At 37.6% G+C, this 21,062-nt stretch carries 22 protein-coding genes; 14 read left to right on the top strand and 8 right to left on the bottom strand.

Going from position 1 to position 21,062, the window contains the following annotated elements:
- Positions 1-4: 4 nt before the first annotated feature.
- Both AAGS61_RS12345 and AAGS61_RS12350 read left to right on the top strand, forming a co-directional pair.
- Positions 5-811: a sulfurtransferase gene (locus tag AAGS61_RS12345; RefSeq protein WP_391372125.1), complete on the top strand. Its 807-nt coding sequence runs from the start codon at positions 5-7 to the stop codon at positions 809-811.
- A 254-nt stretch (positions 812-1,065) separates the two neighbouring features.
- Entirely contained in the window at positions 1,066-1,944 is an 879-nt protein-coding gene (locus AAGS61_RS12350; protein ID WP_391372127.1) for a PhzF family phenazine biosynthesis protein, read from the top strand.
- Between the two features lie 69 nt (positions 1,945-2,013).
- Here AAGS61_RS12350 and AAGS61_RS12355 read toward each other — a convergent pair whose 3' ends face one another.
- Positions 2,014-2,904 (bottom strand): LysR family transcriptional regulator, encoded by an 891-nt coding sequence (locus AAGS61_RS12355; RefSeq protein WP_391372129.1) that lies wholly within the window; start codon positions 2,902-2,904, stop codon positions 2,014-2,016.
- 109 nt (positions 2,905-3,013) lie between these two features.
- Here AAGS61_RS12355 and hutG point away from each other — a divergent pair, with 109 nt between their 5' ends.
- The 3 genes from hutG (at position 3,014) to AAGS61_RS12370 (ending at position 6,390) form a co-directional block, all read left to right on the top strand.
- Entirely contained in the window at positions 3,014-3,949 is a 936-nt protein-coding gene (gene hutG / locus AAGS61_RS12360; protein WP_391372131.1) for a formimidoylglutamase, read from the top strand.
- 87 nt (positions 3,950-4,036) lie between these two features.
- The gene (gltS, locus tag AAGS61_RS12365) at positions 4,037-5,221 is read left to right on the top strand and encodes a sodium/glutamate symporter (RefSeq protein WP_391372133.1); all 1,185 of its coding nucleotides are present in this window, start codon (positions 4,037-4,039) and stop codon (positions 5,219-5,221) included.
- A gap of 254 nt (positions 5,222-5,475) precedes the next feature.
- Positions 5,476-6,390 carry a stalk domain-containing protein gene (locus tag AAGS61_RS12370; RefSeq protein WP_391372135.1) on the top strand — a complete coding sequence of 305 codons (915 nt, stop codon included), beginning with the start codon at positions 5,476-5,478 and terminating at the stop codon, positions 6,388-6,390.
- A gap of 81 nt (positions 6,391-6,471) precedes the next feature.
- Here the strand turns inward: AAGS61_RS12370 and rnz are convergent, their stop codons facing one another.
- From rnz to AAGS61_RS12385, 3 genes are all read right to left on the bottom strand, one after another.
- Positions 6,472-7,410 carry a ribonuclease Z gene (rnz, locus tag AAGS61_RS12375; protein ID WP_391372137.1) on the bottom strand — a complete coding sequence of 313 codons (939 nt, stop codon included), beginning with the start codon at positions 7,408-7,410 and terminating at the stop codon, positions 6,472-6,474.
- Between the two features lie 17 nt (positions 7,411-7,427).
- Positions 7,428-8,234, bottom strand: coding sequence for a S1C family serine protease (locus AAGS61_RS12380; protein ID WP_391372139.1), 807 nt, complete (start codon positions 8,232-8,234; stop codon positions 7,428-7,430).
- Positions 8,235-8,318: 84 nt separating this feature from the next.
- Positions 8,319-9,050, bottom strand: coding sequence for a sulfite exporter TauE/SafE family protein (locus tag AAGS61_RS12385; protein WP_391372142.1), 732 nt, complete (start codon positions 9,048-9,050; stop codon positions 8,319-8,321).
- Positions 9,051-9,528: 478 nt separating this feature from the next.
- Here AAGS61_RS12385 and AAGS61_RS12390 point away from each other — a divergent pair, with 478 nt between their 5' ends.
- The gene (locus AAGS61_RS12390) at positions 9,529-10,737 is read left to right on the top strand and encodes an NAD(P)-dependent malic enzyme (protein WP_391372145.1); all 1,209 of its coding nucleotides are present in this window, start codon (positions 9,529-9,531) and stop codon (positions 10,735-10,737) included.
- A 110-nt stretch (positions 10,738-10,847) separates the two neighbouring features.
- Here the strand turns inward: AAGS61_RS12390 and AAGS61_RS12395 are convergent, their stop codons facing one another.
- Together AAGS61_RS12395 and gdhA are read right to left on the bottom strand one after the other, a co-directional pair.
- Positions 10,848-11,534 carry a phosphoribosylaminoimidazolesuccinocarboxamide synthase gene (locus AAGS61_RS12395; protein WP_391372147.1) on the bottom strand — a complete coding sequence of 229 codons (687 nt, stop codon included), beginning with the start codon at positions 11,532-11,534 and terminating at the stop codon, positions 10,848-10,850.
- Positions 11,535-11,696: 162 nt separating this feature from the next.
- Complete coding sequence (gdhA, locus tag AAGS61_RS12400; protein ID WP_391372150.1) at positions 11,697-13,070, bottom strand: NADP-specific glutamate dehydrogenase; 1,374 nt, start codon at positions 13,068-13,070, stop codon at positions 11,697-11,699.
- A 176-nt stretch (positions 13,071-13,246) separates the two neighbouring features.
- Here gdhA and AAGS61_RS12405 point away from each other — a divergent pair, with 176 nt between their 5' ends.
- The 3 genes from AAGS61_RS12405 to AAGS61_RS12415 are packed head-to-tail and all read left to right on the top strand — an operon-like array spanning position 13,247 to position 15,391.
- Positions 13,247-13,708 carry a YaiI/YqxD family protein gene (locus tag AAGS61_RS12405; RefSeq protein WP_391372215.1) on the top strand — a complete coding sequence of 154 codons (462 nt, stop codon included), beginning with the start codon at positions 13,247-13,249 and terminating at the stop codon, positions 13,706-13,708.
- The gene (locus tag AAGS61_RS12410) at positions 13,708-15,030 is read left to right on the top strand and encodes a D-serine ammonia-lyase (protein ID WP_391372153.1); all 1,323 of its coding nucleotides are present in this window, start codon (positions 13,708-13,710) and stop codon (positions 15,028-15,030) included. Before AAGS61_RS12405 ends, AAGS61_RS12410 begins: the two co-directional genes overlap by 1 nt.
- A gap of 10 nt (positions 15,031-15,040) precedes the next feature.
- On the top strand, positions 15,041-15,391 hold the full coding sequence (locus AAGS61_RS12415; RefSeq protein WP_391372156.1) for a DUF4181 domain-containing protein: 351 nt from the start codon (positions 15,041-15,043) through the stop codon (positions 15,389-15,391).
- Positions 15,392-15,440: 49 nt separating this feature from the next.
- Here AAGS61_RS12415 and AAGS61_RS12420 read toward each other — a convergent pair whose 3' ends face one another.
- Entirely contained in the window at positions 15,441-16,274 is an 834-nt protein-coding gene (locus AAGS61_RS12420) for a squalene/phytoene synthase family protein (RefSeq protein ID WP_391372159.1), read from the bottom strand.
- Between the two features lie 307 nt (positions 16,275-16,581).
- On the opposite strand from AAGS61_RS12420, the gene AAGS61_RS12425 reads away from it, so the two are divergent.
- The 4 genes from AAGS61_RS12425 (at position 16,582) to AAGS61_RS12440 (ending at position 20,235) form a co-directional block, all read left to right on the top strand.
- On the top strand, positions 16,582-17,640 hold the full coding sequence (locus AAGS61_RS12425) for an exonuclease domain-containing protein (RefSeq protein ID WP_391372162.1): 1,059 nt from the start codon (positions 16,582-16,584) through the stop codon (positions 17,638-17,640).
- A 59-nt stretch (positions 17,641-17,699) separates the two neighbouring features.
- Entirely contained in the window at positions 17,700-18,539 is an 840-nt protein-coding gene (coaW, locus tag AAGS61_RS12430; RefSeq protein WP_391372166.1) for a type II pantothenate kinase, read from the top strand.
- A 119-nt stretch (positions 18,540-18,658) separates the two neighbouring features.
- Positions 18,659-19,057 (top strand): MarR family winged helix-turn-helix transcriptional regulator, encoded by a 399-nt coding sequence (locus AAGS61_RS12435; RefSeq protein ID WP_391372169.1) that lies wholly within the window; start codon positions 18,659-18,661, stop codon positions 19,055-19,057.
- Between the two features lie 5 nt (positions 19,058-19,062).
- Positions 19,063-20,235 (top strand): MFS transporter, encoded by a 1,173-nt coding sequence (locus tag AAGS61_RS12440; protein ID WP_391372172.1) that lies wholly within the window; start codon positions 19,063-19,065, stop codon positions 20,233-20,235.
- Between the two features lie 30 nt (positions 20,236-20,265).
- Here the strand turns inward: AAGS61_RS12440 and AAGS61_RS12445 are convergent, their stop codons facing one another.
- Positions 20,266-20,655, bottom strand: coding sequence for a ribonuclease HI family protein (locus AAGS61_RS12445; RefSeq protein ID WP_391372175.1), 390 nt, complete (start codon positions 20,653-20,655; stop codon positions 20,266-20,268).
- Positions 20,656-20,831: 176 nt separating this feature from the next.
- On the opposite strand from AAGS61_RS12445, the gene AAGS61_RS12450 reads away from it, so the two are divergent.
- A complete protein-coding gene (locus AAGS61_RS12450) occupies positions 20,832-21,029 on the top strand; it encodes a zinc-finger domain-containing protein (RefSeq protein WP_391372178.1) in 198 nt (65 codons plus the stop codon).
- Positions 21,030-21,062 lie beyond the last annotated feature (33 nt).

The following is a 21,062-nucleotide window of genomic DNA, read 5'->3' on the forward strand; positions in this document are numbered from 1 at the left end:
TCAAATGACAAATGTATTTGTAACGGTAGATCAAGTAGAAACACCTGCCCGCTTTATTGATGTACGCTTTAATTTAATGGACAACAATGAAGGGCGTACACAATACGAAAAAGAGCATGTGGCAGGAGCCGTTTATTTTGATTTGGAAAAAGACTTATCGGACATGTCAAAACAAGCTGGTCGTCATCCAATGCCAGAAAAAGAGCAACTTATTGAATTATTTGAGCATGTTGGCTTACATTTAGCAGATCGTATTTATATTTATGACCAAGGGGGAGCACCTTTTGCTCCTCGTGCTTGGTGGATGTTGAAATATGCTGGATTTGAAAATGTCTCTATTGTAAATGGCGGGTTTGAAGCATTAAAAAATGCAGGGTATGCTACGACATCAAATAAAGAATCATTTGATCGTTCAAGTATTACACCCAATTGGCAACAGGACATCTATGCTGATCGTGAATATGTAAAGGCGATTACGGAAGGTGCAAAAGAAGCAATATTACTAGATGCACGCGCGGCCATTCGTTACCGTGGGGAGCACGAGCCACTGGACCCAGTAGCTGGTCATATCCCAACAGCGAAGAATTTTGACTGGGAGCAAGTAAAAGACGGTACTCACCTTGTTGTAACAGATGAGCTAAAGCAGGCTGTACCAACGGATCAAGAAGTAGTCGTTTACTGTGGCTCAGGTGTTACTGCTTCCCCGTTATATACAGTATTAAAAGAAGCAGGCTATGATCATGTAAAATTATATGTCGGTAGTTATAGCGATTGGATTACAAAGTATCCTATAGCAACAGGTGAAGAATAGTAGATAGGCGAAATCATTCGTGATTTCGCCTATTTATATAAGGAAGAGAAATGAAAGTACGTGATAGGAGTATGATTATTGGGAAACTACCAATTGTATCCAAATAACACTGTCGACATTGAACGGTCAAAAAGCTACGGTATCGGAGCAAAACGTCGCTGTATCCGATTCAAACCGTCTGGCATGAGCGAAACACTGCCGTATCCCAGCAAAAGTTATGCTGGAACATTAAAATGCATATATGGAGGTCTGTTATGAAAAAAGAGAAAGTATTACATATTGACGCATTTAGTACAAAGCCGAATAAGGGAAATCCAGCAGGAGTTGTGTTAAATGGGCAGGATTACACAGAATTAGAAATGCAATTGATGGCAAAAAAAGTAGGATTTAGCGAAACAGCCTTTGTGCTACCATCGGAAGTAGCAGATTATCGTATCCGTTTCTTTACGCCAGGTTTTGAGGCAAATTTGTGTGGACATGCAACAATCGGAACAGTTTTTGCGATGAAAGAAGCAGGGATGATGGAACAAAATCGTTTTTCAATTGAGACGAAGGCAGGTATATTACCAATTGAAGTAAGAGAGGAAGAGGGGCAAATACTCATTACGATGCAACAAGCCGCACCCGAATTTATCCCATTTGAAGGTTCTATAGCAGAATTAGCAGCTTCTATTGGACTAGGTGTGGATGAACTGGATGAACGCTATCCTGTCATGTATGGTAGCACGGGTAACTGGACATTGATTGTCCCGATTAAGAAACTAGAAAGCTTTTCAAAAATGCAACCACAGCAAGAGAAGTTTCCAGCGCTAACCCCTGCAAAGCCAAATGTATCCATCCATCCGTTATGCTTAGACGTATATGATGCTGAAAGTACGATGCATGGTCGTCATTTTTCTTCCCCATCTGCTGGCATACTGGAAGACCCAGTAACAGGAACGGCTTCAGGTGTCATGGGTGCATATTATAAACAATTTATAAAGCCAGATTTCATGCTTCCTGCCACATTCATTGTAGAACAAGGTCATGAAATGAATAAAGAAGGAAAAGTATATGTGCATGTAAATGAAGGCATATCTATTTCTATCTCAGGAACCGCTGTATTTTCAGGAGAAATATTAGTAACGATTTGAATATTTTAATGGTTTAAGTTTTACTTAAAAATAAGTGTAGACAAATTTTAACTTTGTCTACACTCTTTTTTAATCTATAATATGAAAGTAATCTTTTACAATGTCAATGTAATGTTGCATGGCAAGTGGTAAATGGCGGTGACGCAAGTATGTTAAATAGACGGAACGATGTAGTAGTGGGTGATGAATATTTCGTTGGACGATCGAATTAGCAGTCGGTCCTTGTAAATAACTTTCAGGTAAAATCGTAATCCCTAAATTTCCCCGCACAAGTGAGACGGCTGTTTCGAAATGCTCCACCTCGTAATAGATATTGGGATTAATATTTTCTGCATGAAAGGCGGTTAAAATATCTTTTCTAGATTGAAATCCTTCAGCACAAATAATAAAGGGCTCATTTTTTAAATCAGCTAGTGTTAAATGCTCCTTTTCGGCGAGCGGATGTTCTTTTGGAAATACGATGACGAGTGGTTCGTCGTATAATTTAATCGCTGCTACGGCATCATCTTCCACTTGTTGATTTGTAATATTCACATGTGTATGCTGTGTTTTTAAAGATTTTTTCACTTCTGCTGCACTTAATACATCAGCAAGTTTAAAATGCATTTGAGGGTAAATGTTTTTGAGTTGATGAATAGTTGAAGGAACCCAATATTTCACGGATTCAATGACACCAAGGGCTATTTCACCTTGTCCGAATTTACCAGTTTCATCCAATTCCTGACGTAAAATTTTTACGTTCAATAAAATCTCTTTTGCTCGTGCGTATAATAATTCTCCTACATCTGTAAGCTGTAATTTTCTAGTGTGACGTTCTAGAAGGGGGTGCCCTACCTCGGCTTCCAATTTTTTTATTGCAATAGAAAGAGATGGTTGCGAAATATGCAATTGTTCCGATGCTTTTGAATAGCTCATTGAATCAACAAGCTGTATAAAATACTCTAGTTGTCTAATATCCATGCTGTTTAACCTCATTTATAAATTTAAACTATAATTTTATGTATATTATATATTAGATTTATGATAAATGTAACAATATACTTAGATAGTACAGAGAGGAGTTCATGTTATGGGAAAGACAAATTGGCAGGGGCGAGTAGATAATCCAGTGACACCGCTTACATTAAGATATCATCAAATAGTAAAAGTGATTGAGCATACCGCTTTATCTCAAGGTGAAAAGAGCGTAGCCTTTGTTGGTTTTGAATGTGAAGCAGGTGTAGCACGTAACCAAGGAAGAATTGGTGCAAAAGATGCACCACAAGCTTTACGCCAAGCATTATCAAGTATATCTTGGCATGGTTCGGAAAAAAGTATGCTATATGATACAGGAAACATCACTTGTCATAATGATGAGTTAGAAGAGGCGCAACAGGCACTTGGTAAAAGAGTAAAGGATATTTTAGAGAAAAAAATCCCGGTCATTGTATTAGGTGGCGGTCATGAAACAACTTATGGTCATTACTTAGGTGTTCGCCAAGCATATCCACAAGCTAAAATAGGCATTATTAATATTGATGCACATTTTGATATGCGACCATACGAAAAACAAACTTCATCTGGTACAATGTTCCGCCAAATTTTAGATGAGGATTCAAATGCTTCTTATTTTGTTGTGGGAATTCAGCGTTATGGAAATACACGTGACTTGTTTGAACAAGCAAACAAATACGGGGTAAACTATATTTTAGAGGATGAGATGCTTGGGCATTTAGAACAAGTACAAGCAAGACTAGCTGAGTTTATCGAAGCACATGAAGTCGTATATGTCACGCTATGTACAGATGTATTAAATGCGGCTGAGGCGCCTGGTGTAAGTGCTCCTTCACCATTTGGTCTATCTGCCATTCAAGTTCGTCACCTTCTTCGATTTATCACAGCATTTGAGAAAGTGGTTTCGTTTGATATATGCGAAGTCAATCCAGCATTAGATTTAGATTTACGCACAGTCAAATTAGGGGCTCATCTTATTAATGAAGTGGTTTTGCAATTTACAGATTTATGACACAAATTCGGGGATGATCAGTAATTCGATAAACTATTTATTGAATAGAACGGAAATCAACCCCAACTTACAAAAGGAGATTAAGAAATGACATTCGATCAGACAGCGACAATTTTCCTAGCCGTATTTGTATTAACAATCGGCACAATTTTAATTAAACGTAGTCCTATTTTACAAAAATTCTGTATTCCGGCACCTGTAGTAGGTGGATTACTCTTTGCAATAATCGTCACGTTTTTAAAATATTTTAACATTGTTGAAATTACAGTAGATACATCACTACAAAGTTTATTTATGATTACGTTCTTTACGACAGTAGGTCTAGGGGCAAGTTTTAGTCTTATTAAATTAGGTGGGAAATTATTAATTATTTATTGGATTGCAGCTGGTTCAATTGCAGTTATTCAAAATGTAGTTGGGGTTTCTCTTGCAAAAGTATTAGGCATTGAGCCGTTAATCGGTATGATGGCCGGTGCTGTATCGATGTCTGGTGGACATGGTGGTGCAGCTGCTTATGGTCAAACAGTGGAAGCATTAGGCGTTAGTTCCGCATTATCAGTTGGTGCAGCGGCAGCTACTTTAGGTTTAGTTGCGGGTGGTTTAGTCGGTGGTCCTGTCGTTAAATATTTAATGACGAAATATAATTTAAAGCCATCTGAAACAGAATTGCAAAATGCTAAGGAAGTTGAAGAAGTAAAAGAGGAAATTACAACAGATAACTTCTTTACACAAGTATTACTCATTACATTTGCAATGGCAGTCGGTTCTTATATCGGTACTTGGTTCTCAGAAGCAACGGGTTATGCATTACCAGGTTATGTAGGGGCAATGTTTGCAGCGGTTATTGTCCGCAATGTTGTAGACCGTGTAGCGCCAAATGCCATTAATATGCGTATTGTAGACTTAATTGGTGACATTACATTAGGAATTTTCTTATCAATGGCACTAATGAGTATTAAACTATGGGAAATTGCAGAATTAGCATTACCATTATTAATCATTGTAGCGATTCAAGTTCTTATTGTAATTCTGTTCTCAATTTTCATTCTATTCCGCGTTTTAGGAAAAAACTTCGATGCAGCGGTGATGGTTTCGGGTTTCTGTGGTCATACACTCGGTGCTACGCCGAATGCGATGGCGAACATGGCAGCAGCAACAAGTCGCTTTGGCCCATCACGTACAGCATTTTTAGTTGTACCGATTGTCGGCGCGTTTTTAATTGATGTAATATCCATGCCGGTCATTATCTTTACAATTAATATGTTTGCGTAAAGTGACAATATAGCACAACTGAGGGCGTATTTTAGCCCAATGCTCATAAGAAGCAAAACACCAGAATGTTCATCAAACAGCATTCTGGTGTTTTTTCATTTTTCAAAAGGCCCCCGCTTTTAGCCATGTATTAATTAGGGAACAAAATTATTTACATATTATTACACTAAAATTAAAATAAATATAAAAAATTGTAACCTTTTACAAAGTTATTCGACCAATTTATTGAATCCACTTTTAAAGGAGAGACAATCATGAAAAAATCAGTACCATTTGCTTTATCCGCACTATTAGTAGGGGGAGCATTTGCACCAGCTGGGTTTGCTAATGAGTTAGATGTTGTACCAGTAAATGCAAGTGAAAATGACGACAAAGAGGAGCAAGTCCAAGAAAGCTTCATCAAATTGACAGGAACATTCCCAGCGTTTGAAAAACGTGATAATGGGACGTACTATGCATTAATCGAACAACAAGATGACATGTTTAGCATCGTTGTAGGGGAAGATACAGTCGTCGTGGATAACACAGGCAAACCTGTAGAATTACAAGAAGGAATGGAATTTACAGCGTATGTCAATGCCAATAAACCGATGATTTTAATTTATCCACCACAATATTCACCAGAGTTAATTGTTGTACAAACAGAAGAAATGGGCTTTGTAAAAGTGGCACAGTTCGATGAAAGCTTTGCAAATGAAGAGCTGAAATTAAATATTTCAGAAGATACGGTAATTGAAAATCTATCAGGGACAGCTTTACAAGCAGAAGATATTGTAGGGAAAGATGTTGCTGTATTTTACACATTCACGACATTTAGCATTCCTGCACAAACAACACCATCAAAAATCATTGTTTTAAGCTACGATGAGGAAGAAGAAGTTTCCGAGGAAATGGCAGCGATTCAGCAAATTATTGAGGGCGACTCCTATGTGGTGAATGGTGTGAAGATGGTACCACTTCGCCTAATTGCTGAAAAGTTAGGGTGGACTGTAAAAGCAACAGGTAAAGGGGCGATTCTATCTAAGCAAAATGCTTCATTTACGATTACACGCGGTGAAAAAGCGTACGGACATAACCGCGCATTGCATTATTTTGAAGAAGCACCTGCTTTACTAGAACCAACAAAAACATATGTACCTGTAGATTTTGTTGAGTTATTATTACCATAAATTTTAAATCATATATGTTAGACAAAATGGGCATTTGTTAATAGTCGGCGAGGTGTGTTGTACAATACAACACACCTCGCTTTATTCTTTTGTTAACTGTCCGTTTTTGAGTTCAAATAGCGCAAAATCGTCTGCTACGAATGTATGGGGGAATACTGTCCGCGCTTCATTCACTAATTTTTCTACATCTTGCTTTAAAAAGCGAGCGCTAATATGTGTCATAATTAAGTTCTTCGCCTGTGCCTTTTTAGCAACTGTTGCTGCTTCTACATTTGTTGCATGTCCATAACTAGCAGCTAAATTTGTTGTAGAAGCATCAAATGTCGCTTCATGTACAACGAGATCTGCCTCTTTTGCAAGGGTAATAGAGGCATCGCAATATTTTGTATCCCCTAAAATGGTAACAGTGAATCCTGGTTTAGGTGCACTCAATACATCGCTTGCTTTCACGATAGTGCCATCTTCGAGCGTTACGTTGTGACCTAATTTTAACTCTTTATAAAGCGGTCCCCGAGGTACGCCGAGTGCCTGCACTTTTTCGACGAGTAATTGTCCAGGTAAATCTTTTTGTTCGATACGGTAGCCGAAGCACTCGATCACATGCTGTAATTTTTTAGCGTGCACAACAAAATGGGCATCTTCATATATAATGCCTTCTTGTACGTCAATAAAATGAATCGGATAGGTCAAATGTGTGTTAGACATTTGAAGCGCTGTTTCAATAAATGTTTGAACATGAGCAGGACCGTAAATAGTTAATGGTGATTCACCACCTAAAAATGAACGAGAGCTTAACAAGCCTGGAAGACCAAAAATATGGTCGCCATGTACATGCGTAATAAAGATTTTATCGATACGGCGTGGTCTGATTGCTGTACGTAAAATTTGATGTTGTGTTCCTTCTCCGCAATCGAATAACCAAATACTTCCGATTTCATCTAATAGCTTAAGGGCGATGGATGTTACATTGCGTTCTTTGGAAGGCATACCTGCTCCTGTTCCTAAAAATTGTAGTTGCATAAAATTCCTCTTTTCGTTTATTGCTTCATTGCCGCATGAAAATAATCAATTGGCACAAATAATCCCACTTTGCCGTGTTCTTCTGTTTTTAATGTAGCAAAGACAATACCGACAACTTCTCCTGTTTCGGTAATAATAGGGCTACCGCTATTTCCTTTATAAACAGGAGCTTGCATCATCATCACAGGCTGCTCCCAGTCCGTTAACTGTATCCAATCGAGTACAGTTCCCTCGTTTGCAATGCCTGTAAAATATAATGGGTTCCCGATAAAATAGATATGTTCTTCTGCGTTATACGTATAAGTTTGTGCGACTTGTAAGTGTGGTAAATCCTCACCCGTTACTTTTATAAGTGCTGTATCAATGTCAGGGTAGGTTGCAATTACTTCCGCTTCATAGATGCCGTCATCAGGAAATACAACCGTCAACTGGAGTGCATCATTAATGACATGTTCATTCGTAATAATATAACCATCATTTGAAATCGCAAAACCAGTTCCTTTACTATCGCTAGTTGATATTTCTACAACGGCCTTTTTATATTGCTGAATATCTTCCTGATTCGATAATTTAGTAGATACTTGTAAAAATTCAATCGCAGGAATGGAGTATATATTCAGTACAATGGCAAATGTATTAAAAACAAGTATACATGCCATAATCCACACAAACATCCTTATCATAGGTGTTTGTCTTTTTTTTATAACACCATGTTTCCGCCGTTCTCGTTCTTCTGCTAATGCTTTTTGCTGTTCTTCTAATACGAGCTCCAAAAATTCTTCTTCAGTGAGCTCTTCGTGTTTATTCGAATCGTTTTCTGTCATATAAAAGAGCCTCCTATATCCATTTAAGTGTAATAGATGAAATACAGTGGAGCAATGGATAAGTAGGAATAGGATCATAAGATTCTATTTTAGCAGTTCTAGTATTAATTGGACGATTAAAATCGCTGTAATCATACGTAATAAGTACTTCGCTAGTTTGGCACTGACTTTTCTTGCTAATAGGATGCCGAGTTGCGCACCAATGATGGAACCAATCATTAAAGCGAGTGTTTGTGCCCATAATATTTGTCCATTTACAATATACATCAACGCTGCACCGAAACATGTCGCAAAGATGCCGACGCGCCCTAATACAACGGCCTTCATATACGCTAATTTTTCACTTGCATAAATGTATAAAAGGAGTGTGCCGCTTCCGGGACCGAATAGGCCATCGTAAACACCAACTCCAATAAGTAGGGAAGCTGTTCGTTTTTTAACACGTAGTTGCAATTGTTCTCCGAAATCTGTTTTTCCGAAAAATGAGAGAACAAAAGCAAACAGTAATAAGCATAGAGCGATCATTGTGAGTGTTTGTTCTGTAAATAATGACGCAAGTCCTCCACCTAATAATCCACCAATAAAGCAAAGTACGATAATAGGGAATACTTCTTCCTTAGTTATTTCTTTTCGTTTCAATACCGAATAAAAGTTTGACAAGGTAGAGACGGTATTTGCTACTTTATTTGCTCCAATCGCAGCGTGTACAGGCATGCCAAGTAATAACATCGTGGGTAATGTAATGAGTCCACCACCACCAGCAAGTGTACCAATTACATTTCCGAAAAACCCAATTACGAATAAAATGAATAACATAAAAATCCTTCTTTCAATGATGAATACTTTTATAACTGTACAGGAAAGCTAAGTGAAAAGAAATATTAAGCGAGTGTATGTGGCATGTAAAGATAGTGTTTAAAATGTGAATAAATTGTGTCATTGTGTAGCTTTTCACATAAATCTCATAGAGATACTTTGTGAAACAATTCATATATTGCATGAGAAAATGAAACGTGTACTACTTCACAAAAAACCCTATGCTATAAAACGGTTCATAAAATGTAAGTGCTTTCTTTAATTATATTAATATAATTAAATGTAACCTAAATATAGGAAAAATAATTTGTGAAATATTGAGCATTTGATGAGAAAATAAGGGTTTTTAACGATTAGGGATTTTCTTTCAAAAAAAAATAATATTATTGTTGACTTTGCTTTGGTAAAGCAATATGATACTAAAATATAAAGGGCTAGAATAGAAAGAAAATTGTGATTAATTAGGAGGAATTCAACAGTGGATTTAATGAAAAAGTCTTTAGAAATGCATGAACATTATGGTGGGAAAATGGAAATACGTGCAAAGGTACCTGTGCAAGATAAATATGATTTAAGCTTAGCGTATTCACCAGGGGTAGCAGCTCCATGTCTTGAAATTGAAAAAAATCCATCATTAGTATATGACTATACAATGAAAGGGAATTTAGTGGCGATTGTTACAGATGGTACAGCGGTTTTAGGATTAGGAGATATTGGGCCAGAAGCAGCATTGCCAGTAATGGAAGGGAAAGCATTATTATTAAAGCGTTTTGCTAATGTAGATGCTGTACCTGTATGTTTAGGCACGAAAGATGTAGATGAAATTGTCCGTGTTGTAAAGGCCATTTCACCAACTTATGGTGGTATTAACTTAGAAGATATTTCTGCTCCGCGTTGTTTTGAAATTGAAGACCGTTTACGTGCAGAATGTAATATTCCTGTATTCCATGATGACCAACATGGAACGGCAATCGTAGTAGGTGCAGGACTAATTAATGCAAATAAAATCATCGGTAAAGAAGTTGAAACGATGAAAGTTGTGATTAACGGTGCTGGTGCTGCAGGTATTGCGATTTTACGTATCTTACTGCAAATGGGCTATAAAAACGTTGTCATGTGCGATACGAAAGGCATTATTTACGAAGGTCGTCCTGAAGGGATGAACCCAATTAAAGACGGTATTGCTAATTTAACAAATCCTGAGGGGTTACGCGGTTCATTAGATGATGCATTAGTAGGGGCGGACGTATTTATCGGTGTATCCGTTGCCGATTTATTAACAGAAGCACATATTAAATCGATGGCGAAAGATCCGATTATATTTGCATTAGCAAATCCAAACCCAGAAATTACACCTGCAAATGCAAAGGCGTGGGGTGTCCGTATTATTGGTACTGGTCGTTCGGACTATCCAAATCAAATTAATAATATGTTAGCATTCCCAGGTATTTTCCGCGGGGCACTAGATGTACGTGCTACAGATATTAATGAAGCGATGAAATTAGCTGCTGTAGAAGCGATTGCATCTCTTGTGACAGAAGAAGAGTTAAATGAAGAATTTGTTATACCAAGCTCAATGGATGAGCGTGTGGCAGGGGTAGTAGCTAAAGCAGTTGGTTCTGCTGCGATTGATTCTGGTGTATCTGAATTATTCAATCAACCACTAAAAGATATCGTTGCTATGTAATCCATTACTACATGTTAATGTAGGATAAAAAAAGAGGGTGTTTGAAAAGGGGTAACTTTTCAAACATCCTCTTGTACATATAAACTAAAAGACTTTGTTTTGTTTTACAATTATTCAGCTAACATAATTTTTTCAAGCTCTAAAGGCTCGATATAAGTGTCGCCTTTATAAGCGCGCATATTGCCACCAGAAATTTCATCGATTAGTAAAATTTCATTTGTTTTTGCGTCGCGACCGAATTCTAATTTAATATCGTAAAGTGTTAAGCCCTTTTTCGCTAGCTCAGCCCCTACAAATTTTGCAATTTCAACTGTGCGCTCTTTTAAGATTGCATATTCTTCTAAAGAAAGAATACTTAACATACTTAAAGCATCTGCTGAGATAGGAGGGTCTTGACGGTCGTCATCTTTAATTGTTACTTCAACGAACGCATCTAAATCTTGTCCTTCTTTTACATATGCACCATAGCGACGTAAAAATGAACCGACAGCTTTAAAGCGGCAAATTACTTCTAAGCCGTTACCAAATACTGTAGCTGGCTTAACAGTCATTGTTGCCTCTTCAAAATTAGCATCTACGAAGTGAGTGGGTACACCTTGCTCATTTAATTGTGAATAAAAGAATTGAGTTAGTTTAAGACCAGCTAATCCAGCACCTTCAATTGTTAAACCGACAGTATTTGCACCTGGATCGAATACGCCATTTTCACCTGTTACATCATCTTTGAATTTTAATAGATAGTGACCATCTTCTAATTTAAATACATCTTTCGTTTTACCAGTATAGATTAATTCCACAAAAAACCCTCCAATTTCAATGTCATAATGATTATAACACGAATATTTAAATGTTGTGAATATAAAAATGTTCGTATTTTTAAAGAGAGACGTCTAACAATTATCCAACAAAAAGATGATGACCTCAGTCATCATCTTTTCCATATAATAAGGGTAAAAGTATTAGTATACGCCTTCAGCGACCATGCCGTCTGCAACTTTTACAAAACCAGCAATGTTTGAACCAACTACTAAGTTGCCAGCGTAGCCATACTTTTCAGCCGCTTCTTTCGATTCTGTGTAGATTGATTTCATAATATCTTGTAATTTTTCATCTACTTTGTTGAATGACCAAGCTGTACGACTAGAGTTTTGAGCCATTTCAAGTGCTGATACAGCTACACCACCAGCGTTCGCCGCTTTCCCAGGACCGAAGTAAATGTCATTTTCAAGATAAATATTGATTGCTTCTAAATCAGATGGCATATTTGCACCTTCAGCAACAAATTTTGTACCATTTGCTACTAAAATACGTGCAGATTCACTGTTGATTTCGTTTTGCGTTGCACATGGAAGGGCGATGTCACATGGAATTGTCCAAATACCTGTGCAACCTTCATGATATTCTGCGTTCGGACGGTAGTTTAAATACGTGTGAATACGATCGCCTTTTACTTCTTTAATTTCTTTCACTGCTGCAAGGTCAATACCTTCTGGATCATAGATGTAACCAGCTGAATCTGAACATGCAACTACTTTCGCGCCGTAGTGTTGTGCTTTTTCGATTGCGTAGATGGCAACGTTACCTGAGCCAGATACGACTACAGTTTTATTTAAGAATGATTCATCTTTTTCACGTAACATTTCCGCTGTAAAGTAGACTAAGCCGTAACCAGTTGCTTCTTTACGAGCTAACGAACCGCCGTAACCAGGTTTTTTACCAGTTAATACACCTGCTTCGTATGCACCGCGAAGGCGTTTATATTGTCCCCACATGAAACCAACTTCACGAGCGCCTACACCGATATCGCCTGCAGGAACGTCGACATCTGGACCGATATAACGGTATAATTCAGACATGAACGCTTGGCAGAAGCGCATAATTTCTGCATCTGATTTCCCTTTTGGATTGAAGTCAGAGCCGCCTTTACCACCACCGATTGGTTGGCCAGTTAAAGCGTTTTTAAAGATTTGCTCGAAAGCAAGGAATTTCATAATGGATTCGTTTACTGTTGGGTGGAAGCGAAGACCACCTTTATATGGTCCGATTACGTTGTTGAATTGCACACGGTAACCGCGGTTTACTTGTACTTGGTTGTTATCGTCTTGCCACGCCACACGGAATGAAATGATACGATCTGGCTCTACGATACGAGATAAAATATTGTGTTCGATATATTCAGGATGCTGTGCAAATACAGGTGTTAAAGAAAATAAAATTTCTTCAGCCGCTTGTAAGAATTCAGGTTGATGTGCATTTTTTTGTTTTAATTGTTCGAACACGCTGTTGATATATTCTTTTGCACGTGTATCGTTTGTCATTACTGATGTCGTCATTGTGTAACCCCCAAAAAAATTTGATAGCAGTATCGTATTATGATTTTTCTAACAATTCAATATTATTTTTAGTTCACATGCCATTGAGAGGTTCATGTCACATTGAAAAAAATGGAATTAAAATTATATTAGAATAATATAATTTTGGCATTTAAAAGAAGGAGAGATGGCTTATTATTCAGTTGTTAATTGATGCAGATGCCTGTCCAGTTGTTGATTTGGCGCTATTTATCTCATCTCAATATGAGATTAAACCTATCTTATTTTGCGATACTTCACATCGCATTGAAAGACAGAATGTAATAACAATTATTGTACCCAAAGGACCTGATTCAGTTGATTTTAAGCTAGTGAATACGCTTTCAAAGGGAGATATCGTCATTACGGGTGATTATGGGCTTGCGGCGATGTGTATTGCAAAAGGTGCATATGTCATGGATGCTAATGGAAAAGAAATGACATCTGATAACATAGACCAATTACTTACATTTCGATATGAAAGTGCTAAATTTAGACGTGCTGGTGGCAAATTAAAAGGGCCAAAAAAGCGAACGGAAAAAAATAATATTTCGTTCGAAATGAAATTTCGACAAATTTGTGAACACGCTATTCAAGCACGAAAAGAGAGGGACAAATAATGAACAATTCAGTTGATATAGTAAAATTATGTTCGGATTTTCCGATGGTTCAGCAATTAGTAGATGGAAAATATGTGCTTTGGATTAATAAAAAACGTAAAGTAGAGCATGCTATTTCGGTTGTATCAATGGAAGAAGTAGAAGAAGCTAAAGCGAGGTTAGAACGCTTTTCTTCATATTTAAAAGTAGCATTTCCTGAAACGAAAATTTCGAACGGTATTATTGAATCGGATATTAAGGAAATTGCAGCGATGAAAAGGTTAATTGAGGGGCGTCGTGCAATTAAAATTCCTGGCCGATTGATGCTAAAATGTGATCACGCCTTACCGATTTCAGGGTCCATTAAAGCGCGAGGTGGCATTTATGAAGTACTAAAGTATGCGGAAACGTTAGCGATAGAGCATGGTTATTTAAAAGTAACGGATAATTATGCGGTTTTGAACGAGCCGCATATGAGAAAATTTTTCAGCCAATACAAAATTGCAGTTGGTTCGACAGGCAATTTAGGGTTAAGTATTGGCATTATTAGTGCAAAACTAGGCTTTCATGTAACAGTTCATATGTCTGCTGAGGCTAAGAAGTGGAAGAAAGAGCTACTCCGTTCACTAGGTGTCGTCGTTGTGGAATATGAACAAGATTATAGTGTGGCTGTGGAAAGAGGACGGACAGAGGCGACAAACGATCCAATGTGTCACTTTGTGGATGATGAAAATTCAAAGGATTTATTTGTAGGATATGCTGTTGCCGCACTGCGATTAAAAGAGCAGTTAAAGGAACTGAAAGTAAACGTAGATGCAGATCATCCGTTATTTGTTTATTTACCGTGTGGTGTCGGTGGGGGACCAGGTGGCGTTGCGTATGGGCTCCAGCAAGTTTTCGGAGAGCAGGTGCACATTTTCTTCGGTGAACCGATGCAATCCCCATGTATGATGCTCGGAATGATGACAGGGCTTCATGACGGCATTTCAGTACAAGATATTGGGTTAACGAATGAAACAGAGGCGGACGGTTTAGCCGTAGGGCGTGCATCTAAATTTGTTGGTTCCATAATGGATACCGTTATAAGTGGATGTTATACAGTGGATGATAGTTTTCTATTTAGAAGTTTAAAAGCGATGTATGAACAAGAAAATATCTTTATGGAGCCCTCTGCGCATGCGGGGGTATTCGGTCCGATTCAATTAGTCTATGAAGGAAAAGAGTATATAGAAGCACATGACTTAGCAAATAAAATGCATAATGCTGTACATCTTGTATGGTCAACAGGGGGGAATATGGTACCTGAAGCGCTTCGTCAAATATACTTGAAAACAGAGAAATAGGAGTAACAGTGTGTTAGCATCATTCGTAATTGGCGCATTTATTGCGGCTGGCATTTTAGATTTAGTGTTACGTAAGAAATTTAATATCGAAACAAACAAAAAATTTTCTGACCAATTTTTAAATAAAGGGCATATGGTTTTTGAAATACTCATAGGTGTAGCATTTTTAATGTTTATTTCGACAAGTGGTGTTTCTGGAAAACAATTATATATATTACTATTTTTATTTTTCGCCATGCTATATGCCGTTCGAGCATTACTTGAACGACTACTTCAACGGGAAAAGAAGAAATATATCATTTCACTGATGTACGTAACGATTTGTCTTGTTAGTAGTATGGGGATTTTAGTAGTTATGTAGTCTTTAGTGCAAGAAAAAAGGGAAATGGATCATCCATTTCCCTTACTCGTTATTCGCCAATTTTTTCAGCTTGTATTTCTTCTACTGTTTGTTCTACTTCGGCACGTGTCATTTTTTCACGACCATCTTTCATCGCTTTTAATGTTTTATGTGCTAAAGCATGTGGGATTTTAGCGAATAAGTAAATCGTTCGTTTACTAGTGACGCTCTTCATATATTCGTCACCATAGCTTAACTGCTCATCTGCATAAGCAAATAAATCATCACGCGTCCAGCCTGTTGGGACAAAGCTAACACCACGGTCATCCATATCTTCCTCTTGGTTACGTAAAATGTTTACCGCTTGTAACCCGCGACCATAGCCAATAGCTAATTCGGGATCCGTAATTAAGCCCGTTTTCCATTCCCATAACTCTGAAAGCATGCGACCAACTAAGCCAGCAACATAATATGTATACTCATCTAAGTCTTCGCGTGTTTCAACATGCCAGTTGCGTTTGGCCCATTTACCCATACCCATCGCCATCTCTTCACAGGCAGCGAAAATAATTGGGCGAGCGCCAGCAGGGCAAAACTCAATCCAATCTTTCAGACGAAGCGTTACTTCTGGCATTTTTTCCTTTTCAGCACCTAAAAATTCAAAGTATTGTGTTTCATTGAATGGTTCTTTAAATAGGTGTTGTACATTCATTAAAATATCATGCTTGATATCATTGTCTACATCTTCATGATCTTCAATTTCGTCTAGTGCACGCATACAAAGATAAGCGGCACCTACGGCAAATTTCAATTCTTTCTCTAAAAATGTAATTGGGATGTAAAATGTACGGCTCGTTTCTTTGAGTACACGCATTGCATCTTTTTGCAGTGCTTTTTCGTTCATTGAGTGTTCCTCCAGTCTTTCATGCTTACCCTTTCTATCGTACCCCAAATTGCGTAAAAGATAAAATACAAAGTACAACAATCTCTCTAATAAAATGACGAATATTTTCTAGATACCACTAAAAATAAGGAAAAACAACATATCTTAATGTCCAATTCTATTGATTTGCGCTACAATATTAATAGGGAGATTGGGTGTTTTTTTCGGGGGATAGCCACCGTGTTTTCTTGGATATCCGCACGAAAAGAACAGTATTTCAATCAAGAAGTGTCTTTCTAATCTCGGAAAGTTGAAGGTGGACGAAGTGATGCGAAAAAATACATATATTTGTATTGATATTGAGGCGGCATTAATACGTGGTCGACAATACATGATTGAGCTAGGGGCTGTTAAATGGAATCCAGACGGTACAATGGACACATTTACACAGCTTATTCAGCCGTATAAATTTAAAAAATTAAATGCCCATATTCAAAAATTGACGGGAATTACAACGGAACAACTGTTAGAGGCACCGTCCTTTAAGGAAGCGATGTATACATTTAAACGTTGGTGTAAAGGGGATTGCATCTTTTTGACGTTTGGTGAGTTCGATCGAAAAGTATTTGAAGAGGAACTTGCGCGTAATTATATGAAAAGTGACTTCATCTTTCCGATGATCGATTTTCAACAAAAGTATATGATTGCTCATCATATAAAGGAACAACCTAGTTTAGCGGGATTAATGAAGCAATTAGGGCTAGAGGCGGAGGTACAGCACCGTGCACTTGCAGATGCGGATAGTTTACGCAAAATTTTTGAAGCAACGAACGGTGAATGGTTAATTGAACAGCAAAAAACTGATCATTTACGTGTTATTTTATCGAGTTTAAAGCCTACGGAAACACATTATGATTTAGTTTTATGTTCGATTGATTTGCAGGTACAACGGAATGGGATTGTCATGGAAAAGGTTTCGACAATCTATGAACAACTAGAATTTTCAGTTCATGAAGAACAGCGAACAAATAATGAAGGTGAAACGGAAATGGTGCAATTGACGACAATCCATCCGAGCGAAATCGCAAAGAACATGTTAACGCAGCTTGTACAAACAGTTGATAGTAAAGTGATTTTAACACGTGCAGGATTGCGTCCTTTATCCAAAGTTTTTCGCTTACATGGCTGTAGTATGCCTAAAACAGAGATGATGACATTGCAACAAATTTTACGTGATGAGGAAGCGGTTGCTCTTTTTTCTATGCAAGATGAGCCTGTACATGTATTCGAAGCGAAAATCTGTCATTTGTTAAAAAAATATGAGCATCTTCTTATTGAAGAATTTACAAAACGAGATTTATTTCCAAAAGAAACTATTGAACTGTAGTACAATTATGCCATACTATGGTGATTGGAAACGGTATCATTAGAAAAGGAGCAAGGTGAATGGTAAAAATAGTAGGTATTGATACTGGGGGTACACTCACAAAGCTTGCATATATGAATGAAGATGGAGCATTACTACTTGAAGTTTTCCCCTCAAATGAGATGGAACTTGTGAAACAGTGGCTAGACCGACACCCGCAAATTGAAACAATTGGGGTGACCGGAGGACGTATTGAACAATTACGTGATATTTTACAAACAACTAAATCCATTCATTATATTGTAGAATTTGAAGCGACACTAAAAGGAGTCCGTTACTTGCTTGAAAAAGAGGGACATCACATTGAACGTAGTGTCATTACAAATATAGGTACTGGTACATCCATTCACTATATGGACGGGAACTCTCATGCTCGTGTTAGTGGAACAGGAATAGGTGGAGGTACACTTGTAGGGTTAGCTGGGTTATTAACAGGCATTACAGATTTTGAGGAAATTAAATCGCTTGCAGCGCATGGAAATCGTGGGTTTATTGATTTATTAGTAAAAGATATTTATCAAGGAATGGATACACCAATTGACGAGAATTTAACGGCTAGTAATTTCGGCAAAATAGGGATTACAGAAGTAGTCAATCATCCGAAAGAAGATGTATTAGCGACTGTACAAGGGCTTGTTGGGGAAGTGTTGACAACATTAAGTATTCAAGTGGCTGAAGAGCGAAAGGTCGAGCATATCGTGTTTATCGGTTCCACGTTAACCGACAACGAAAATCTCAAAAAAGTGCTTTCATACTATACAACTTTAAAAAAGCATACACCTATCTTCTTAGAAGATTCTGGATTTTCCGGGGCGGTTGGTGCATTACTGAATATTATGGAATATAGGAATCAACATTAAATGCTTAGCTAGTAAACAAAATGTCTGTTTACTAGCATTTTTATTTACACACATAAAAAAGAAGCGTAGAATGAGTAATGCTATTATTTACTTAGGTAAATAAATATGGAGGGATGAGAATGAATCCACTATTTCATACGTTTTTTCAACAATATCGTTATTTAGTCAATCATTTAAATGATGTATTGAAAGAGCATGGTTTATATAGCTCGCAATGGACGATTTTATTTGTGTTAAAAGAGCGGGGCCCCATGACTTTAACGGCTATTTGGAAGTATTTAAATGTAGAAGCGCCAACTGTTACACGAACTGTTACAAGACTCGAAACATTAGGGCTTGTCAGACGAGAAGAGGGAACGGATCGTCGTGAAAAAATTGTTCATTTAACAGAGCAAGCGCTGGCGTTAATGCCAGCAGTCGAACAATCGGTGCTTGAATTTGAAAGGAAGATGACCGTCCATTTAACTGATGAAGATACAATACAACTGATGGAATTGCTACAGAAGATGAAAGGTTGATTGTTTTGGAAGTAAAAAATCAAATATTTACGAAGCGTTTTATCGCGCTGTTTTTAACGAATCTGTCTATCTTTTTAATATTTTACGCACTGATCGCGACATTACCGCTTTATGTAACGGGGGATTTAGGACGAACAGATGATGATGCTGGCTTACTTGTAACGGCTTTTTTAATTTCTGCTATTATTGTCCGACCATTTAGCGGAAAGTTACTTGATTTGTACGGCAAGAAAAAAATGCTTGTATTAAGCGTTTTATTGTATTTAGCTTGTACAATTCTCTATCTGTTTGTTCAGCCCTTTGCTATTTTACTAGTATTACGTTTTTTTCAAGGGGTTTGGTTTAGTATTGCGACAACCGCTGCGGGGGCGCTTGCGGCAGATATTGTGCCGAAAGAACGAAAAGGAGCAGGGCTTGGTTATTATACAATGTCCACCAATTTAGCCGTTGTCATTGGGCCGTTTATTGGGTTATTAGTTGTGCAGGCAGTATCGTTTAAACTGTTATTTATCGTGTTATCAGTCATCGGATTAGTAGGCTGTTTAATTGCGTTAACGATACAGACAAATGATTTAGTTGTACCAGCAGTAGAGGACCGCCGACTTCATTTTACATTTGATGATTTATTTGAGCGAAAAGCATTGCCTATCGCATTTTTAGCTGCTTTGCTTGCGTTATCTTATTCGAGTGTCCTATCGTTTATTTCGATTTATGCAGAACAACAAGATATGCTAACGGTGGCGAGCTATTTTTATGCGGTATTCGCAGCGGCGATGCTCATTACGCGTCCTTTTACAGGTAAACTATACGATCAAAAGGGACCTCGATTCGTTATGATTCCATCGTTTATTATTTTCTCAGTAGGGCTATTTTTATTAGCTTTTATGACAAGTGCTTGGCAGTTTATCGTGGCTGCAATTTGTATTGGGATTGGCTACGGCACATTAACGACAAGCATGCAATCTCAGGCTGTTCAATCGGCGTTACAAAATCGTAGTGGTTACGCCACAGCAACGTATTTTACATTATTCGATAGCGGAATCGCAGTAGGTTCATATGTACTGGGATTACTTGCTGTCACATTTAGCTATCAAATGGTTTATATGTTTTGTGGGTTATTATTAGTAATAAATATGGTTTTCTATATAGGTTTTTCAAACAAAACGAGTGCGAGATAGCGCTCGTTTTGTTTATGTAGGATAACTGGATTATTTCTGGTTTTGAATCGCTTGCCGAGCTAATGCATCCGCGGCTTTATTTTGATTATCTGGAATCCATTTAATAAAAAATAAATCAATTTCCTCGATTAACTGTAAGGCGCGAGCTAAATACGGTTTAAATTCCTCGTTTTTTACATAAGCTTTTTCGACGGAGCTCACGACAATTTTAGAATCGGAACGCATGGAAATCAGATTTGAACCAAGCTTCACCGCTTCTTCAAGCGCACGTACAAGTGCAGTAAATTCCGCGATATGATTATTTGTCACGCCAATATATTCGCTTATTTTAATTTGATGACCTTCCCCTTTAATGTATATGCCAATGCCACTTTTCCCGAGATTGCCAGCACTTGCTGCATCAATGTAAATTTCTAACATCCACTTTCTCCAATTCTTCTTTTTGTATATTATAGCAAAAAAGAAATGACCTCAAAATGTCTAGTGTCCATTTTATACTGATGGACTTCATCGGTTAGGCAATGTACTATTGAATAGTATTCCTCAAATATGGTAGAATAATTAATTAAAACAAAAAAACTTACAGGAGGGCGCTGATGAATAAAGTATCGGTGATGGAAGAAATTGATGCATTAACAGACACATATTGTACAGATTGTCTTGTCATCCGCGACCTTCGAAAAACGCGGGGGAAAACAGGAGCGCATCTTTTCTGTATTACACAATGTACAGTAGGGGAGCAATTGCAGTTTTTAGGGAAAGAACTAATGAAAGTAAAAGATGATATGGCATAAATAAAGGACTAACTTCACAAAGTTAGTCCTTTC

Origin of the sequence: Lysinibacillus sp. KU-BSD001, assembly GCF_042920265.1 — a bacterium.
Classification (GTDB): Bacteria; Bacillota; Bacilli; order Bacillales_A; family Planococcaceae; genus Lysinibacillus_B.

What these genes read in the sequence shown, in the direction of transcription:
- AAGS61_RS12420 (WP_391372159.1), bottom strand. Translation starts at nt 16,274, where the DNA reads ATGAACGAAAAAGCACTGCAAAAAGATGCAATGCGTGTACTCAAAGAA.
- AAGS61_RS12445 (WP_391372175.1), bottom strand. Translation starts at nt 20,655, where the DNA reads ATGTTAGAAATTTACATTGATGCAGCAAGTGCTGGCAATCTCGGGAAA.
- AAGS61_RS12385 (WP_391372142.1), bottom strand. Translation starts at nt 9,050, where the DNA reads ATGTTATTCATTTTATTCGTAATTGGGTTTTTCGGAAATGTAATTGGT.
- AAGS61_RS12435 (WP_391372169.1), top strand. Translation starts at nt 18,659, where the DNA reads ATGAATCCACTATTTCATACGTTTTTTCAACAATATCGTTATTTAGTC.
- rnz (WP_391372137.1), bottom strand. Translation starts at nt 7,410, where the DNA reads ATGCAACTACAATTTTTAGGAACAGGAGCAGGTATGCCTTCCAAAGAA.
- AAGS61_RS12425 (WP_391372162.1), top strand. Translation starts at nt 16,582, where the DNA reads ATGCGAAAAAATACATATATTTGTATTGATATTGAGGCGGCATTAATA.
- AAGS61_RS12370 (WP_391372135.1), top strand. Translation starts at nt 5,476, where the DNA reads ATGAAAAAATCAGTACCATTTGCTTTATCCGCACTATTAGTAGGGGGA.
- gltS (WP_391372133.1), top strand. Translation starts at nt 4,037, where the DNA reads ATGACATTCGATCAGACAGCGACAATTTTCCTAGCCGTATTTGTATTA.
- AAGS61_RS12410 (WP_391372153.1), top strand. Translation starts at nt 13,708, where the DNA reads ATGAACAATTCAGTTGATATAGTAAAATTATGTTCGGATTTTCCGATG.
- AAGS61_RS12450 (WP_391372178.1), top strand. Translation starts at nt 20,832, where the DNA reads ATGAATAAAGTATCGGTGATGGAAGAAATTGATGCATTAACAGACACA.
- AAGS61_RS12355 (WP_391372129.1), bottom strand. Translation starts at nt 2,904, where the DNA reads ATGGATATTAGACAACTAGAGTATTTTATACAGCTTGTTGATTCAATG.
- AAGS61_RS12350 (WP_391372127.1), top strand. Translation starts at nt 1,066, where the DNA reads ATGAAAAAAGAGAAAGTATTACATATTGACGCATTTAGTACAAAGCCG.
- hutG (WP_391372131.1), top strand. Translation starts at nt 3,014, where the DNA reads ATGGGAAAGACAAATTGGCAGGGGCGAGTAGATAATCCAGTGACACCG.
- gdhA (WP_391372150.1), bottom strand. Translation starts at nt 13,070, where the DNA reads ATGACGACATCAGTAATGACAAACGATACACGTGCAAAAGAATATATC.
- coaW (WP_391372166.1), top strand. Translation starts at nt 17,700, where the DNA reads ATGGTAAAAATAGTAGGTATTGATACTGGGGGTACACTCACAAAGCTT.
- AAGS61_RS12380 (WP_391372139.1), bottom strand. Translation starts at nt 8,234, where the DNA reads ATGACAGAAAACGATTCGAATAAACACGAAGAGCTCACTGAAGAAGAA.
- AAGS61_RS12345 (WP_391372125.1), top strand. Translation starts at nt 5, where the DNA reads ATGACAAATGTATTTGTAACGGTAGATCAAGTAGAAACACCTGCCCGC.